This is a genomic window from Legionella drozanskii LLAP-1, assembly GCF_001467585.1.
GTDB classification, from domain to species: Bacteria; Pseudomonadota; Gammaproteobacteria; order Legionellales; family Legionellaceae; genus Tatlockia; species Tatlockia drozanskii.
This window is the reverse complement of sequence record NZ_LNXY01000020.1, coordinates 243677-259462: the sequence shown is the minus strand read 5'-3', so window position 1 is coordinate 259462 and position 15786 is coordinate 243677. Positions and strand designations below refer to the sequence as shown.

Below are 15786 nucleotides of genomic sequence, written 5' to 3'. Positions count from 1 at the left end.
TAGTACATTAAAGCCTAGGGGCCGCTTGAAATCTATTTAAAATTAGCATTAAATGGTTAGAATGTATCTAGAGAAACGGATTTTATTAGCGGACCCTTGACATGTGCAGCTTGTAACAGGCAGGTAGGGAATAACTGGATAGCTATTACACAAGGATGCGGTATTATGACAGGAAATCTAACAATTGCATCATTCCTTAAAAGCTTAGTTGCTTTGGCACTTCTTTTCTTCATTGTCATGTTAAGTGGTTGTAAGCTAGTGGATCAAGTTAAAGAAAGCACCAATGCAATTGGCAATAACCGCCAAGCCGTGGAAGATAGCACCAAAGCCATCGCCAGCAATCATCAAGCAGTCGAGCAAAGTACTGCAGCAATTAATGGCAATAGCCAAGCGGTCAACCAAAGTACAGCTGCTATCAACAGCAACCGCGAAGCCGTCGAACAAAGTACAACTGCAATTAATGGCAACCACCAAGCTGTCGAAACCAGTACAAAGGCCATTGAGGCCAATAAAGTAGCAGTTGAAGAAAGCAGTCGTGTGATTACTGCCAATAAAGATGTTGTTGAGCTAAGCTCTAAAGCTATCCGCGAAAACCATGATGTTATTCAAAAAGCCAGTGCGGCTATCGACAATAATCAAAAAATCATCGCTCAAAGCACAACAGCAATCCAAGCCAATATTAATGCTATTGAGCAAAGTTCTGCCACGATTAAGAAAAATGCTGCGCAAATTCAAGAATTGTCTGGTATGTTAGATAAAGTCAAACTCAGTCCTGCTGCTTTAAATTTAATAATGACGATTATGGTAGTTAGTCTCTTTCTCATTCCCTTTTTAATGATTTTGTTTATGTGGCGTATTCATAGAGATATGGTCTTACTCCGATCCTCTGTAAATCGTTGAGTCTCTTGCGCAAAACTGAAGTGACACGAAGAAATGGAGCAGTAAGATAACAAAACTAGGGTATTATTTTAGGTGGCGGCGGTTACTCCACTACCCGCCACTGTAACAAGCAATTTAATGAATTTTTTCACCCTCAAGTGAGGGATTAGCCTTTTTTAGAGATATCTAAATTAGTTATCTAAAACAATACGATAACGTGCTTTTCCGGCTCGTAAATGCTCAACTGCCTTATTGACATCTTTCATAGCATAATGCTCTGTTAAAGGCTGAATGTTGTGGCGCACACAGAAATCAAGCATATCGAGAGTGGTCGCAGGACTTCCAAGTGGGGAACCTGATAAACTGCATTGAGGAAAAATTAGCGACATCACTGAAACAGGAATAGGCTGCGGAACAACACCCACTATATGCAATCGTCCACGTGGAGCTAGCATACTGAGATAAGCTGGCCAATCAAGATTCGCATTAGCGGTATTCAATATAAAATCGAATCGCTTAGCTAGTTTCTGAAGCGCCTTGCTATCATTGCTATTCACCACATAATGCGCGCCCATACGTTTGGCTTCAGCTTCTTTAGCCGCTGTAGACGAAAACGCAGTCACTTCACATCCCCATTTATTAAGAAATTGCAGCGCCAGGTGACCAAGACCACCCACTCCAATCACAGCCACGCGGTGTGTTGGACGAATATCAAATTGTCCAATTGGGTTAAATACGGTGATACCGCCGCATAATAAAGGACCAGCATCACTAGCTTTCAGCTGGTCAGGCAAAGGAGTTGCCCAGACTGAGTCGCAGCGCACCAAGTCTGCAAAACCTCCGTGCCTTCCTACAATGGTATGTTCTGTTGTGTCGCAAAGATTATGATCGCCGCGAAGACAGTGATGGCAATACATACAACTTCCACTGAACCATCCAAGCCCTACCCGCTGGCCAACCTTTACATTTTTAACGCGATCCCCTATTGCACTGACAGTACCAACTACCTCATGCCCGGGAACAAGAGGATACTTGGCCAACCCCCATTCATTGTCGATCATTGAGAGATCCGAATGACAAACACCACAGGATTCTACTTTTATGTCGACCTGTTCGGGACCAATTTCACCTAAATTATACTCAAAAGGTGAAAGTTGACCGGATTTTTTATGAGCTGCATAAGCATGAACTTTAGCCATAGAAATCTTCCTTGAATTAGTTGTTTTAAGACTGGCATAGCATGCAGTACCTGTCAAACCAGTTCTTATCTAGATTAGTTACCCTGTGCGGCCGAATTTGATTGCAAATCCTCTCGAAAAGCTTTGTTTCGGTCATTAGAAATGGCTACTCGAGGCCTGAAAAGATTAGGCACTTTAACAATCATTTTAGGGATGCCGACTTTTTCAAGCACCTCATTACAATCGGCAATTAAACTGAGATCAAAGTGACCATTAGTAAATATAAGTTTTTTACGCACAAATTCTTTTACATACTCTACATAATTAGATAATTTTCCAATTTTTTCCATGTATTGAAGAATAACTAACGCATGGTCTTTTTTATGCATTTTTAATGCATAGAAAAATGGGTCCAACCCATTTTTTTTATGACCTTGGAAATTATTAAAGGAGGGTTTAATGCAATGCAGAAAATGCACTAAATAACAGGAGGAAGCATTATCAATCAAAGTGAAAATAGGTGCTCTTTTATTTCCATCTTTGAAATCTAAGCAAGGTGTTGTTAGAAGCAGCTCTAAAGCAGCTAATCGATTTTTTACGTCTCGAGGAATTCTATCCAGCGAAGTACCCAAACAAACAAGATGCAGTGCAGTTCGGCCTGACATTGCTTGCTGAATCGTTGTATCCATTTTAGGATTCTGGAGTAACCTCTTCAAAACAGTTGCTTTGCCCAAATAGGCGGCCATCAAAAGTAAAGTGATGCGTTCTTGCTGCCCAAGTGGTATGAATTGTCCATCTTTTACTTTTAAAATCGGCAACGGCAAATGAGAAAAAGAATCATATTTTATGATACTTTTATTGTGTAGCAGGTCATAAAGAGGTTTAGTTATATAAGCAGTATCTTCTTTCGAAATACCTAAGGGACTAAGATCATAAGGACAGTTTGCAAAATTATAAACAACAGGATGATAGTAATCTTTATTCGCTTCAAAAATTTTCTGAGCAGATCTGAAGTTATCTGAAGGGTGTAAAAAAAACGGTTTAAAGCCAAATTGATAAGTGTCACCATAGCTAACCAATAATTGCTCATCCTCAAACATATCTTTGGCAGCAATAACCAACATTTTCTTTTTCTTTTCTCTAAATTCGACATTTTCCTGAGCGGTTGAATCATTAATAAAACGAGAACCATTTCCCTGATATTTTGCATCAAGTATTTTTTGCTTGTGTCTCAAAAGCATAAAATAATCTCTGTCTCTCTCCCCATCATTATCTTCCTCATCGGAAACTTTTTCACCGGTGTACTCGAATAAAACCGTTCCCTTTTTGATGAAACTCCTCGCATAAACACCGTAATGAGTTTGCTGCGATGAAATGATATCCACAGGCGCAATGTAAACCAGATCTGGCCTATCTTTTTTGCCCGCTTTGTAATGAAATTTAACGCTAACCCCTTTCACTGATAAGTTAATCGAATTCTCTAACTCTTCAATGGATTTATTATCATCAAGATAGAAAATTGGTGTAGGACTTTGTGCAGGCATTGTCCTAGGAAAACTGCTATCTTCTGTCGCCAATTCTTTCTCTTTTTCCTTCTCCTCATCATCGTCATCGATAGTCAGTGTTGGTACTTGCGCATTTTGTAACTCTCCTGGCTCCCTTGTTTGAGGCAAGATTAGATCCGGCTCCTCATCATCAATAGTAATAAATTGTAGGTCTGCACTGCTGATCTCTGTTGTTTGAGTCAGAACTCCTTTCTGTTGTTCCTCATTCAGCGGCGAAAATATTGATGAATATAGATTAGGATTCAGTTGCGTGAGTGATATATCTTCTGTTTGAGAAAACATTAACTTCAGTAGCTCTTCCATCGGTATAGAAGATAGCGATTCTTTAGAGCTATTAGCTTGTCTAGTAGGAATTTCTTTTTGCTTTTTAGGCGCTTTTTGCTGATAGAATTCTTCCTGACTAATTTCCATTACTCCCTCTTCTTCTAAGCTTTGCTGCTTACCTAATTGGCCTAGCTCTAATTCGCTTGCTTTTCTTTTGCCAGTACTTTCGTTTTTAGATTTCATAGGGGCTTATATTGATCAATAAATTACAAATTTTAACATTTTTTTATTAAATGAAGCTTAAGCATTGATGTTCTAGAAATAACCTCCTTAACCTAACTATACTTTTCCTCAAAGGGATTGCATGTCCATTGTAATTTTGCAACTATCTATTAATAGGCTAAAACAAAAACAGATGTTGTTAGAGGAAACCAAATTAGCGATGATTACGTTACATAATGTTTCCAAATCCTTTGATGGCAAAGCCTCTTATTCGGTTAGAAACATTAACTTATCTATTGTCGATGGAGAAACCTTAGTTTTAGTTGGCTCATCAGGCAGCGGAAAATCCACCTTACTCAAATTAATAAATCATACACTTAAACCGACTTCCGGCTGGATAGAAATTGACGGTAAATCAATAGAAAAATATCGCAAAGTCCAATTACGCCGCTCTATGGGATTCGTATTTCAACATACTGGTTTATTTCCTCACATGACTGTGGCTAAAAATATATCCATTGTCATGCGATTGATGAGAACGCCAAAGAAACAATGCGAGCAACGTATCAACGAATTATTACAGCTCGTTAATCTAGAACCAGAAAAATACTATAACCGCTATCCCGATGAATTATCAGGAGGCGAACAGCAGCGAGTTGGCGTAGCACGAGCTTTGGCAGTCAATCCCAATTACATTTTAATGGATGAGCCTTTTGCTGCTTTAGATGCCATTACTCGAGAGGCATTGCAAAATGAAATCATCGCCTTAAAAGAAAAAATCAATAAAACAATTATTTTTGTAACACACGACATTAATGAAGCCTTTCGTTTAGCAGACCGAATTGCCATTATGCATGAAGGTTATCTTGAACAAATTGAAACAAAAGAAGAAGTATTGGCTCACCCGGCTACCGACTTTGTTAAACAATTACTTAATAATAAAACAAATAATTAAATGGATAATTACTGGGATTTTATAAGATCACATTTATCTGAATTACATACCAAGTTAATTGAGCATATCTCTATATCTGTCTCGGCGATGCTCATAGCGATCCTAATTGGCCTGAGTTTAGGGCTTCTTATTACACGCCTGCCCAAATTAAGAGGTTTCATACTGGGTATGACCAATATTTTTCAAACCATACCCAGTATTGCATTGCTTGGTTTTTTAATTCCTTTTGTCGGAATAGGATTGATTCCTACGCTGATTACTCTCATTGTCTATGCTTTATTACCCATTACCAGCAACACTTATACGGGTTTAAAAGGAGTTTCGCCTATCTACCGTGAGGTTGCCAATAGCCTGGGTTTTACACGATGGCAACGCTTATATCTTGTTGAGCTCCCTCTTGCATTGCCGGTTATCACGGGGGGCATTAGAACCTCTATGGCAATGACAATAGGTATTACCACAATCGCTGCTTTTATAGGCGCTGGAGGCTTAGGCGATTTTATTACCCAAGGCTTATCACTCAATGATCCTGGACTCATTTTGCTAGGGGCAATTCCTGCTGCTCTACTTGCCTTAACTATCGATTACGTTATAGCAACTCTCGCTGTTTTATTATCGCCACGACGACGTTTAAAACTGCGTTTTAAAAAAACAAAAATTATCTTAGTAAGTCTTATCGTTGGCACCCTGATTTTCATTGTCACTTATGATTCAATCTCTTTCGCTAAAAATAGCAAAAATTCACTGGTCATAGGAACCAAAAATTTCACCGAACAATATTTATTAGGTTATTTAATGGCAGAATTACTGGAAGCCAAAACTGATTTGCGTATTATCAAAAAATTTAATCTCGGAACAACGACCATATTACAAAATGCTTTGCTAGCCGGCCAAATCGATATTTATCCTGAATATACCGGTACTGCTTATCTGGTAGTACTTAAAAAAAAACAGGTTATAAGTCCACAAGAAACTTATAGCTTTGTTCGCGAAGCTTACCTGAAAAAATACGATTTACTATGGTTAGAACCTTTCGGCTTTGATAATAACGAATCATTAGCAGTCAAAGAACAATTTGCTCAGCAATATCATTTAGTGAATTTAAGTGATTTAACCCAGCTCAACGATCAACTTATCCTCGCTGCCACAGCCGAGTTTCTTAAGCGCGCGGATGGTTTGCCAGGCCTCACTCAAACTTATCAACTTAGTTTTAAGAAAATATTACAAATGCAACCAGATCTCGTCTATCAAGCGATTCAGAATGGTGATGTACAAATTATCGAAGTCTTCACAACCGACGGCAGAGTTCCCGAGTTTCATTTACGCATATTAAAGGATAATAAGCATTTTTATCCACCTTATTATGCTGCCCCTATCATCCGTAATTCTGTTCTTAAAAAATATCCTCAAATTGCCTTGGTATTAAGGCCTTTGCTGGGAAAAATTGATAATAAAACCATGCAACATTTAAATTACTTGGTGGATGTAAAAAAAATGAATCCGCAAACAGTTGCCCATGATTTTTTAATGAGTCAAAAACTCATTTAAATGAGCCATCACAGCAAAATTTTACTCCCGAGACTGAGGTTTTTTTCTCAATTCCTTAAGATGACCTTGCTTGGATTTTTCATCCAACATTCTTTGCTTAGAACGTCTTGAGCGTCTTTTCTTTTGCCGTTTTATTTTTTCTACTTTTTGCTGCTCTTTTGTCTTTTCGTCGCTGATTATGGAATGTAATTTTTCGCAAAGACGCATTCTTGCAAAATAGCGGTTATCTTCCTGACTCCTGGATTCCTGGCACTTGACTTCCAAGTTCGAGGGGAGATGCTTTAAGTAGACCGTCGAAGCTGTCTTATGCAACTTCTGCCCGCCCTTACCACTGCCCAGGATAAATTTTTCGATGAGTTCGGCTTCACTGATATGAAGCTTTACCATCCATTCGGCCAATTTGTCCCATTTGTCTTTGTTAATCATGTACCTTTTTATTCTCCAACAGGTATCGATAGCACTTCGAATGACTCTCAATATTCGCTAAATACAAAAGTGTAAAATATGCACAACAACGTTCCCTTTCAAGCATTTATGCCTTTTGATCCTTTTGTAAACTGACAATAACCTCCGGTTAAATTTCAAAAGTATTCTGACGCGATAAAAGGCCTTTAATTCCAAAGCAAATGGGCAGAATGTTGTACTTTTATGAAAAAACCTTTATTACATCGATCGCAGTAATGTTCTTCCTTTTCTAAATCGATTAGGATTTCTAAAGGGCACTCTTCTATGTTGTATAGATACATTGCACAATTACCCGCTTCACTTTGAAGCTCAATTTCATTACCACATTTACAGTGAACTAATAGGCTGTCATACAATCCCATGAACTTTGCTCCTTTTATGTCCTAACGCAATTTTTAAGAAAAAAAAACGTTGTTTATCACAAACGATATCTTGATCTGGTTATTCCTTCAATAGCTCGTCTTTTCCATTATTCCCAAGATATTCACCGTTTCAGCGTCTATAATGAACAAATACCGTGAGCATTTATCGAAGTGTTCTCTAAAATGAACCTATTTATCTTGGTTTTAACTCAGGACGAACTACCTTTCAAGGAGAAGAAATGACATTAATGTGAAGTGTGATATGAAAAGGCAATCGATTAAAATACTGAGAATTCTTTTTTTAGCTCCCTTATTGGCATTTACCTCTCCCAATTTCGAGGAAAACGCACCGCCTTCGCTAGCGGACCATCTCCCTTTAACGAAATCGCACGATCCTGTCGATGGGGGTTGGCTGCCTGATCTTACTGGCTTGCCTGATAAAGCTCAGATTGACCTCCTTACTCAACAGGTCATTGACGTCATGAAGGAAGAAAGCGATAGCCAGTGTAACGCGATACATCCTCATCTGAGGCTGCTTATGTTCCAGCATTTTGCTGTTTATCAACAGATAGCCAACGCTCATCATATTTATTTTGACGACCAGACTGCCTATAAATGGGCGCATCTTCTTGCTATGATCCTCAAAGAAAGCAGCGGAGATTCAACCAATGTCACGGAAATGAATGGTTATTCCATATCCACTAATGAAGCTAGAACAGATTTAGACCACTGGAAAAATATCTTAGAGCTTACATTACAAAATCGAATTAAATTGAATCATCAAACCAATTTTGGCTTAACTCAAACCTCAGCCGATCGACTATTTAGTGCGTTTCATTTAGCTCAAAATCAAAGTTACGATACGGAATTTTTAGAGGGACATGAAGGCGCTTTAACACCAGGAAAAGTACATTTAAATACAGCCATCGCGATTAGACGACTAATTTGGTTTTACCAAGACTTTGCTCAAGGCCGCATAGCGCAAACGGATAAACGTATTCATGAAGAAGATATTAATTACCCTGAATATGTTGATCGCTATCAAGCGGGTTTAAAAACCGCTCTCGTCTACTGTGGTACTACTTTTATGTTTCACAAAAAAGGGCAAGATATTCTTTACAGAGAAGCGGGTCCAAAACTTATCAATGCAATGGCTTCCATCGCCTATTGCAAATTAGGGAATGCACAGACAGGTTATGGCATGAATGAATTTGATGAGCAGTGTTATGCAGACTGGGTAACTTTGTGTCCTGCGTTAAATATTGATATCGCTCTTCTTACCCCCCTGAGCTACTTCCAAACCAGAGACGAAAAGCCAATCTGTGAAGAGACATTTAAACGGTTGATTAATAAACAACCATCCTCAGAGAATGGTGAAACAGCAAATTGAACTCAGACTTATTCTCTTCTATAAACGCTTTGATGGCTTGCTGAATTCATAACTATACTTCACCGCAGCTTGTTTTCCGGTTTGCGCAACAGCATAGGGAGTTTTAACGCTAGCTTCTTTAGTCAGTTCTTAATATTCCTTTAATTTTTCTACGTTATTATTAAAATTTTTAATAGATAACTAGGTGGGAACCTTTTTGAAAAGCATCGACGAAATCCAAGTTGAATTAAAAATTATTTTGGATAAATTAACACTTAATAATATGTCTGACTTTATCTCGACTTATGAAATTAATGAAGATAGTTCAGAAAAAAAGGAAGATGTTTTTTATTACCACTTTGTTGATAATAAAATAGTGGTTCAATTTTATTATTTAGACGGTTCTGTAGAAAATTTTGACGTTGAACTAAACGCGGACGATGATCTAACGACAATAAAACAAAAAATAATTTTAAAGGCTATGAGGCTAGGATACATTGGCATTTTAAAAGAATTCAAAAACATCCTTAAAATACTGGGCGATATTGATCGTATGGTTATTGGAAATGAAACTAGCGTTTTATTACAAGAAAAAATTCAAATTTACAACGATAATCTAAGGGATTTAGAGCAATATTTTAGTCGCACAGAAGATCTAAATCTCCTTGAGGATTTAAAGCTAAATAATAGGCTTTCCCCCTTGCCTGGTCCAATAAACACAAAGTCTGTTCAAATTGCAAGTAGTGCACCCGCTAGAGAGCGTTTTTATCGCCGATCTCAGGACGGTCATTTGTGTTATAAAACGCATGCTGATGGCAAAAAAATAATAGGCTGCAAATTATCAGAAGTAAATAAGAAAAAATACGATAAAACTGAAATTTTAATAGCCATAGATGAGAACCAACAACTTCTAGTTAATATCGAAGGAAAATTAGTAATTATAGATCCTTCCATTGAAGATAAGAAAAAAATTGCCTTCAAGATAATAGAGGGTAAAAAATTTAACAATCAAGAATTAAGAGCGATACTTGAGGCGATAGCAGTCAAAACAGGCACCAAATATAATTTAAAATATGAGTTAAACCGCTTTGGTGAAAATGTTAGTGATGTGTTAGCAGAGGACGGTGACCCTTACAGTGTAGGGGCAAATACTTCACGTGTAGATAGAGTTATTTCTTATATACCCAAAAAAAGCAGCTCCCGTACGAGTTATATCCCTACAAAAAGAAATAATAAAAATCTCAATGAATTAAGAGATAGGATATTAGTCCATAAAAATAAAGTGGTTGAAATATTAGTAAATCAATTAGCCTTGGAAAAATTTGATTGGCTTAATGTTAATAGAGAGCAACTGAGAGCTAATTATCCCTGCCTCATAATTACCTTTCCTGCCATTAATCTGGAAGGTTTAGGAAGAGTGGACTTTAATCGCGACGGTAAGGAAATTCCAAAGGGCTATCCTGAATTTATTACTCATTTAATGATTGCTCAAATTAATTTGAAATTAAAGGCGAAAAACCTCTATCCCCTCATAGAAAGACGACAAAGTTTTGGTTTTTTAACGCCTACCTTATCTGAGGTTGAGACTGGAGTTAGATTATCACTAGGACTTACACCTAATAAAGAATGGATTGATTGTGTTATAGAGGGAATTAAAGAAACAAATACAGCACTTAATGAGCTAGAGTTTAAAAAAGCTCAAGACCCTTTGTTAGTCAGGAACTTTCTTGGGGGTGAGCTTTGTGGAGAGGCTCATAAATATCTTTTTAATCTATATAATAGAAAAGAAACTTCACAAATTATCACAAGGAAAGAAGTTAGTTCAGTGTTGGAAGTGGCAGCGAAAAAGCCTAAGGTATTTTTATCAAAAACAGATATAGATAGACAAAATCTAATCAAAATCGAAAAAGGAGCACTAAAAAAATACTATTACTTTAATGAAATCGAAAACATTATAATTATCTATGACAAAAGTGGCAATAAATCGATACCTGTAGACAAAAATAAAATTAATTATTTTCTTAAAAATAATTTTGATGAAGAAAAAATCTATTCTTTAAATGATGAGCAGGAAATTTGGTTAATTGATGCCATTAACCATGCAATCCCTAGTTTCGATGAGAAACATAAATCAGACAACGAATTCAATGTTATTTATTCTGAAATCATGTTGGTTTATCTAAAAATTATCAACTCTAATTCTGAATTACCGGATATTTCAGATAGCAATGATCTTGAATATCTAACAAGAAGTTTATGTGAAACGCAAGACTTAGCTGTGAAATATTTATTAAAGAAAAATCCACTGATCACAGAAGATACGAGTGATGAAGACAGTGATAATGAATTCACACAAAAAAATTATTATTCGCCCGCCGGAATGAGTGCACTATTTGCTCCGCTCTATGCTGCCAGAAAAGTTTTTAACTCAAAAACCAATATGGCAACGCCTTATGGATGCGATTTATGGAATTACTTTGAAGTTGCACTAACCTGGAATAAGGCTTTAGATATAAATCAATTTATTCGATGCGACTGGACTGAAGAAATGTATAAGAGAAATTCTTTCAAGATAGTGCACCAAAAGTTAGCTGAGGATGCTAGCTTACCTCCGCTGAACTATTTGGCCGGTCAAATCTGCTTTAAACATATTATTCCTATAATTTACGCGCATAAAATTAAGGGGAAAAAACTAGATATCCAGGAAATAATAGTTCAATGCTTTGATGAAATTTCGCAGGAATTAAAAATCAACTCCAAACACATTGATCATTACCCCTCTCTACAAGAAAATCTTAATGATATTCTGGAAAAAGGGATAAGAATTATTAATGAATTTTCTCTTACTTATATTAATGAAAAAACGATAGATAAATTGCAAAAACCTGTAGTTTATTATGCTGATAATAATCCTTGCATTAATAAGGAAAATATAGAAGTTAATACTGCTGTACAGGTACTAGCTAATCTTTTAAAAGAGAGTGTTCATCCTCAGGTTTTTGTATTGGATACCACCTCCTCGACCACTGACCAAATTCAAACATTTATAACCGAATTTAATAAACAAGATAAAATTCCCATTCTTGTTACCGCGACCAGCATGGCTAAGCACCATGAACTTGGTTTGGATTTATGGCAAGGTGGTATAAATAAGGCTTACTTATCAGCTAGATGCACCCAAGATAAAGAAAAGGTAGAAGATTTTTCGCGCTTTACTAGAGAACTAAAGAGTGTAACTCGCAGCACTGAATCGGGGTTAAGCCGTTTTGCTAGACGGTTTATTCGAGAAAAATTACATACCACATTCATGAGCACAGAGTTGCAACGAGAAAGAGCCTTTTTTCCTTCGATAAAGAAAGAAAAACTAAAAAACAAAGAGAGAAATAATAACTCTAGCCTAAGTCCTAGGAATTTTAATCGAGTTGATTAATCTGAGATATGACTACGCTTCTCGTCTAAATTTAAATAATTAAAATCTTAGCCCCGGGATTGGCTTTTACCCAACTAGCCACATACTCGATGTAGTTATTTTTGCCAACAGCAATACATCCACGCGTTGAGTAGGGTAGGTTGTTTAACCAATTTAACCCAACAGATGACTGAGTTGGCCCATGGATCCCTACATCTCCACCGCTATATCCTGACGCTAATTGCTTTGTAGTTGGATAGAGAATTGGAATAAAGACTTTAAATTGACTGGATTTTCTTGGGTACGCTAACCTATATAAACCAATTGGAGTTTTATTATCCCCTGTGTGTTTTTTACCGACGCCTTTATATCCGAGAGCTACTTTAAACGTCTTAATTACAGTGCCCTGTTTACAAATAGTTAAAACTCGCTTAGTGGTGTGTACATTGATTCCGTTTGATAAAGGACAAGTCTTAGTATTAGCGTATAAAACGACAGGAAAAAAAATAAAGATAGTTAAATAAATTGCTTTTATTTTCATACAACTAGATAAATATTATTGATATTGGCCAATAATTATCCCATGATATTGCTCTTATTCCTAGTGATAACAAGCTAAATCTTTCACAATGACCATTAAAATTGTTAACTGCCTATTATTTCTGGTGAGCCTAGTTATTAGATTTGTTAGGAATCTCTAATCGATTTAGAAGGTGTTCCTACCAGCCCTTCTTGCACTCCGGCACTTTGGTTCGAAGGGCTAATTTGATTAAGTATTAATATTAATAATATCAGCGGCTTGCGCTCTAATAATTTCCATAACTCGCTGAATATACTATATTTATTGATTTTAGAGCTAGATACCTTTTTAGTTTAGCTATACTCAGTTATGGACTAAAAGTTATGGAGTCGTAATGGGTGACGACCTGCAACAAGAACTGAAAACTCTGAAATACAACGATCATATCTGTTCCATTTATAAAAATGGTAGTGAACAGATAGAACAGCGGACACAATTTATCACTCAAGGTTTAAAGAATGGAAATCGTTGTTTTTTTGTAGCAGCCGATAGTTCGGTTGAAAAAATAATCCAAAGCTTTGCCAATACAGGTATTAACATCGTAGATGAACAAAATCGTGGGGCATTGAAAATATTAACCAAAAGGGATGCCTATCTGAAATCAGGTCAAATAGATACACAATTATTTATGAATTTTTTGTCTAAGGTTGAAACTTTAGCCTTGGAAGACGGTTTTAAAGGCGTGTGGCTTATCGCTGAAATGAGTTGGGTATTAGGTGAAAATATTGATAGTCTGCATTTGATCAAATTAGAGGCGCTGCTGAATGATTTTTTGATTGACAAACGCTGTGTCGTTTTTTGTCAATATACGCAAGATATTTTTGACCTTTCATTAATTCATGACGTATTACTGACACACCCATTGACTATGATTGACGGTTTAATATCTCCCAATCCCTATTTCCAACCGCCGGATCTATTGTTGCGCCCAGAGCAAATTGCCACGATAGAACTGAAAAGATTACGTACAAAATGGTGGATTCGACAGTTAAAACAGTTAAGGGATTCGGAGTTTGGAAGAACTACGTTCAACCGAAGTGAGTTGCATAGAGATAGCCGTTTTCAAGAAATTATTGATAGCCTATTTACTTTCGTTGGAATTATTACAAACAATGGTATTGTTTTGGATGTAAACCAAACCACCCTAGACCTGGGAGATTTGCGACGCGAAGACATTATCGGCAAACCTTTTGTTGATACTTATTGGTGGCTATATTCTAAAAAAACTCAAAACTCTCTTCGAGAGGTTTTACAGCGTGCGAAAGAAGGTGAGATTATACGAGCAGATTTTTGTATCAATTTAACTGAATATCGAATGTTAACTCTTGATATGACCTTTGTTCCAATAATTGATAGTAAAGGACTGGTTACGAAAATAGTAGTTTCTGGAACGGATGTTACCAAACGCTTGGAAATGGAAAAAGCATTACAGGAATCGGAATTACTTTTTCGCCAGTTGGTTGAGACTATTGAAGAGGTTTTTTGGGTATCAGATGCCATGAAAAGCAAAATAATCTACATAAGTCCAGGTTTTGAGAAAATTTGGGGATATACCGCTAAAAATCTGTATAAAGACTCACGCTTATGGTTAGAAGCAATACATCCCGAAGATCGCCAACGTGTTGAAAATTCTTATTATGATATTGATAAAAATTATAATATCACTTACCGCATTATTCGAAAAGACGGTACCCTGCGGTGGATTAGAGCCCGAAGTTTCCAAATAATGAATGAAAATAATGAGAGATATCGTTTTGTCGGGGTAGCCGAAGACATTACAGTTTTTAGAAAATTAGAAGATCAATTCTATCAAGCGCAAAAAATGGAAGCAGTCGGAAACTTAGCAGGAGGTATCTCACATGATTTTAATAATTTACTCGCTGTTATCAAAAGTAACACAGAACTTTTAAAAACAGACTCGGAGTTATCCCCTGAGCAGGCGGGAATAATGGCTGAAATAGATAATGCAACCAATCGAGCAGCTGATCTTACTCGCCAATTATTGCTTTTTAGCAGACAGAAAGAAATGTCACTGGTCCAGAAAGATGCTAATGAAATTATAAAAAACGTAGCAAAAATGTTACAGGCTATCTTAGGCGAGCATATCAAAATAAAATTTAAGCTTTCCAAAAAAAGGCAATTTATTCATGCTGATTTAACAATGATAGATCAAATTCTTATCAACATAATTGTGAATGCACGTGATGCAATGCCAAATGGTGGCGAACTTATTATCGAAACTTGTACTAAACGATTTGATGAAGAAACTATCTTCCAATCGCCTGGTTCAAGAGTTGGAGCCTTTGTATGTATTAGTATAAGTGACACTGGTTCAGGCATACCACCAGAAATTTTACCTCGGATTTTTGAGCCTTTTTTTACTACTAAGGACGTGGACAAAGGCACCGGCCTAGGACTCTCAACGGTTTATGGGCTTTTAAAGCAACATCAGGGTTGGATTAATGTGTATAGCGAAGTGGGTACAGGGACAACCTTTCGTATTTACCTCCCAAAGATAGAGAACACAATCAATGTACAAAATAAATCACAAGACTTCAAAATCGTCCATGGAAATAATGAAACCATTTTAGTAGTAGAAGATGAGAGCACATTACGTTTTGTAATATCTAAAATACTGAAACGTTGTGGTTATCAAATCATAGAGGCAGAGGATGCCTCTACCGCTTCAAAATTATGGCATGCTAATCGCGATAAAATTGACTTATTATTGACTGATTTGATTTTACCCAAAGGTACAAATGGTTGGGAGTTAGCAAAAAGTTTATTAAAAGAATCCCCGCAATTAAAAGTCATTTATATGAGCGGTTACAGCGCGGAGATTGCAAAAAAAGAATTACAATTACAAGAAGGGATTAATTTTTTAATAAAACCCTTCGACTCAAACGAACTTATTAGAATGTTAGATTGCTATTTAAACGTCAATAGATGAACGATTAAAGAGTTCTGATGCGCAGCGGAGTTTTCTGGGG

11 protein-coding genes are annotated in these 15786 nt (G+C 36.7%); 6 read left to right on the top strand and 5 right to left on the bottom strand.

Going from position 1 to position 15786, the window contains the following annotated elements:
- The first annotated feature begins 165 nt into the window (after positions 1-165).
- Positions 166-900: a hypothetical protein gene (locus Ldro_RS05575; protein ID WP_058495419.1), complete on the top strand. Its 735-nt coding sequence runs from the start codon at positions 166-168 to the stop codon at positions 898-900.
- A 170-nt stretch (positions 901-1070) separates the two neighbouring features.
- On the opposite strand, the gene ahr is transcribed toward Ldro_RS05575, so the two are convergent.
- Complete coding sequence (ahr, locus tag Ldro_RS05570; RefSeq protein ID WP_058495418.1) at positions 1071-2078, bottom strand: NADPH-dependent aldehyde reductase Ahr; 1008 nt, start codon at positions 2076-2078, stop codon at positions 1071-1073.
- 74 nt (positions 2079-2152) lie between these two features.
- Positions 2153-4129 carry an SET domain-containing protein-lysine N-methyltransferase gene (locus tag Ldro_RS05565; protein WP_058495417.1) on the bottom strand — a complete coding sequence of 659 codons (1977 nt, stop codon included), beginning with the start codon at positions 4127-4129 and terminating at the stop codon, positions 2153-2155.
- A 121-nt stretch (positions 4130-4250) separates the two neighbouring features.
- Here Ldro_RS05565 and Ldro_RS05560 point away from each other — a divergent pair, with 121 nt between their 5' ends.
- Together Ldro_RS05560 and Ldro_RS05555 are read left to right on the top strand one after the other, a co-directional pair.
- Positions 4251-5063: an ABC transporter ATP-binding protein gene (locus tag Ldro_RS05560; protein WP_238583977.1), complete on the top strand. Its 813-nt coding sequence runs from the start codon at positions 4251-4253 to the stop codon at positions 5061-5063.
- Positions 5064-6611, top strand: coding sequence for a glycine betaine ABC transporter substrate-binding protein (locus Ldro_RS05555; RefSeq protein ID WP_058495416.1), 1548 nt, complete (start codon positions 5064-5066; stop codon positions 6609-6611).
- Between the two features lie 21 nt (positions 6612-6632).
- Here the strand turns inward: Ldro_RS05555 and Ldro_RS05550 are convergent, their stop codons facing one another.
- Positions 6633-7037, bottom strand: a complete 405-nt coding sequence (locus Ldro_RS05550) for a peptide chain release factor family protein (protein WP_058495415.1) — start codon at positions 7035-7037, stop codon at positions 6633-6635.
- Between the two features lie 185 nt (positions 7038-7222).
- A complete protein-coding gene (locus Ldro_RS05545) occupies positions 7223-7438 on the bottom strand; it encodes a hypothetical protein (protein WP_058495414.1) in 216 nt (71 codons plus the stop codon).
- Positions 7439-7700: 262 nt separating this feature from the next.
- Here Ldro_RS05545 and Ldro_RS05540 point away from each other — a divergent pair, with 262 nt between their 5' ends.
- Positions 7701-8828 carry a hypothetical protein gene (locus Ldro_RS05540; RefSeq protein WP_058495413.1) on the top strand — a complete coding sequence of 376 codons (1128 nt, stop codon included), beginning with the start codon at positions 7701-7703 and terminating at the stop codon, positions 8826-8828.
- Positions 8829-9024: 196 nt separating this feature from the next.
- Positions 9025-12237 (top strand): hypothetical protein, encoded by a 3213-nt coding sequence (locus Ldro_RS05535; protein WP_157066463.1) that lies wholly within the window; start codon positions 9025-9027, stop codon positions 12235-12237.
- A gap of 31 nt (positions 12238-12268) precedes the next feature.
- On the opposite strand, the gene Ldro_RS05530 is transcribed toward Ldro_RS05535, so the two are convergent.
- The gene (locus Ldro_RS05530; RefSeq protein ID WP_058495411.1) at positions 12269-12757 is read right to left on the bottom strand and encodes a L,D-transpeptidase family protein; all 489 of its coding nucleotides are present in this window, start codon (positions 12755-12757) and stop codon (positions 12269-12271) included.
- 373 nt (positions 12758-13130) lie between these two features.
- Here Ldro_RS05530 and Ldro_RS05525 point away from each other — a divergent pair, with 373 nt between their 5' ends.
- Positions 13131-15746 carry an MEDS domain-containing protein gene (locus Ldro_RS05525; RefSeq protein ID WP_058495410.1) on the top strand — a complete coding sequence of 872 codons (2616 nt, stop codon included), beginning with the start codon at positions 13131-13133 and terminating at the stop codon, positions 15744-15746.
- The last annotated feature ends 40 nt before the right edge of the window (positions 15747-15786 follow it).

What these genes read in the sequence shown, in the direction of transcription:
- Ldro_RS05550 (WP_058495415.1), bottom strand. Translation starts at nt 7,037, where the DNA reads ATGATTAACAAAGACAAATGGGACAAATTGGCCGAATGGATGGTAAAG.
- Ldro_RS05555 (WP_058495416.1), top strand. Translation starts at nt 5,064, where the DNA reads ATGGATAATTACTGGGATTTTATAAGATCACATTTATCTGAATTACAT.
- Ldro_RS05530 (WP_058495411.1), bottom strand. Translation starts at nt 12,757, where the DNA reads ATGAAAATAAAAGCAATTTATTTAACTATCTTTATTTTTTTTCCTGTC.
- Ldro_RS05575 (WP_058495419.1), top strand. Translation starts at nt 166, where the DNA reads ATGACAGGAAATCTAACAATTGCATCATTCCTTAAAAGCTTAGTTGCT.
- Ldro_RS05545 (WP_058495414.1), bottom strand. Translation starts at nt 7,438, where the DNA reads ATGGGATTGTATGACAGCCTATTAGTTCACTGTAAATGTGGTAATGAA.
- ahr (WP_058495418.1), bottom strand. Translation starts at nt 2,078, where the DNA reads ATGGCTAAAGTTCATGCTTATGCAGCTCATAAAAAATCCGGTCAACTT.
- Ldro_RS05565 (WP_058495417.1), bottom strand. Translation starts at nt 4,129, where the DNA reads ATGAAATCTAAAAACGAAAGTACTGGCAAAAGAAAAGCAAGCGAATTA.
- Ldro_RS05560 (WP_238583977.1), top strand. Translation starts at nt 4,251, where the DNA reads ATGTCCATTGTAATTTTGCAACTATCTATTAATAGGCTAAAACAAAAA.
- Ldro_RS05525 (WP_058495410.1), top strand. Translation starts at nt 13,131, where the DNA reads ATGGGTGACGACCTGCAACAAGAACTGAAAACTCTGAAATACAACGAT.
- Ldro_RS05540 (WP_058495413.1), top strand. Translation starts at nt 7,701, where the DNA reads ATGAAAAGGCAATCGATTAAAATACTGAGAATTCTTTTTTTAGCTCCC.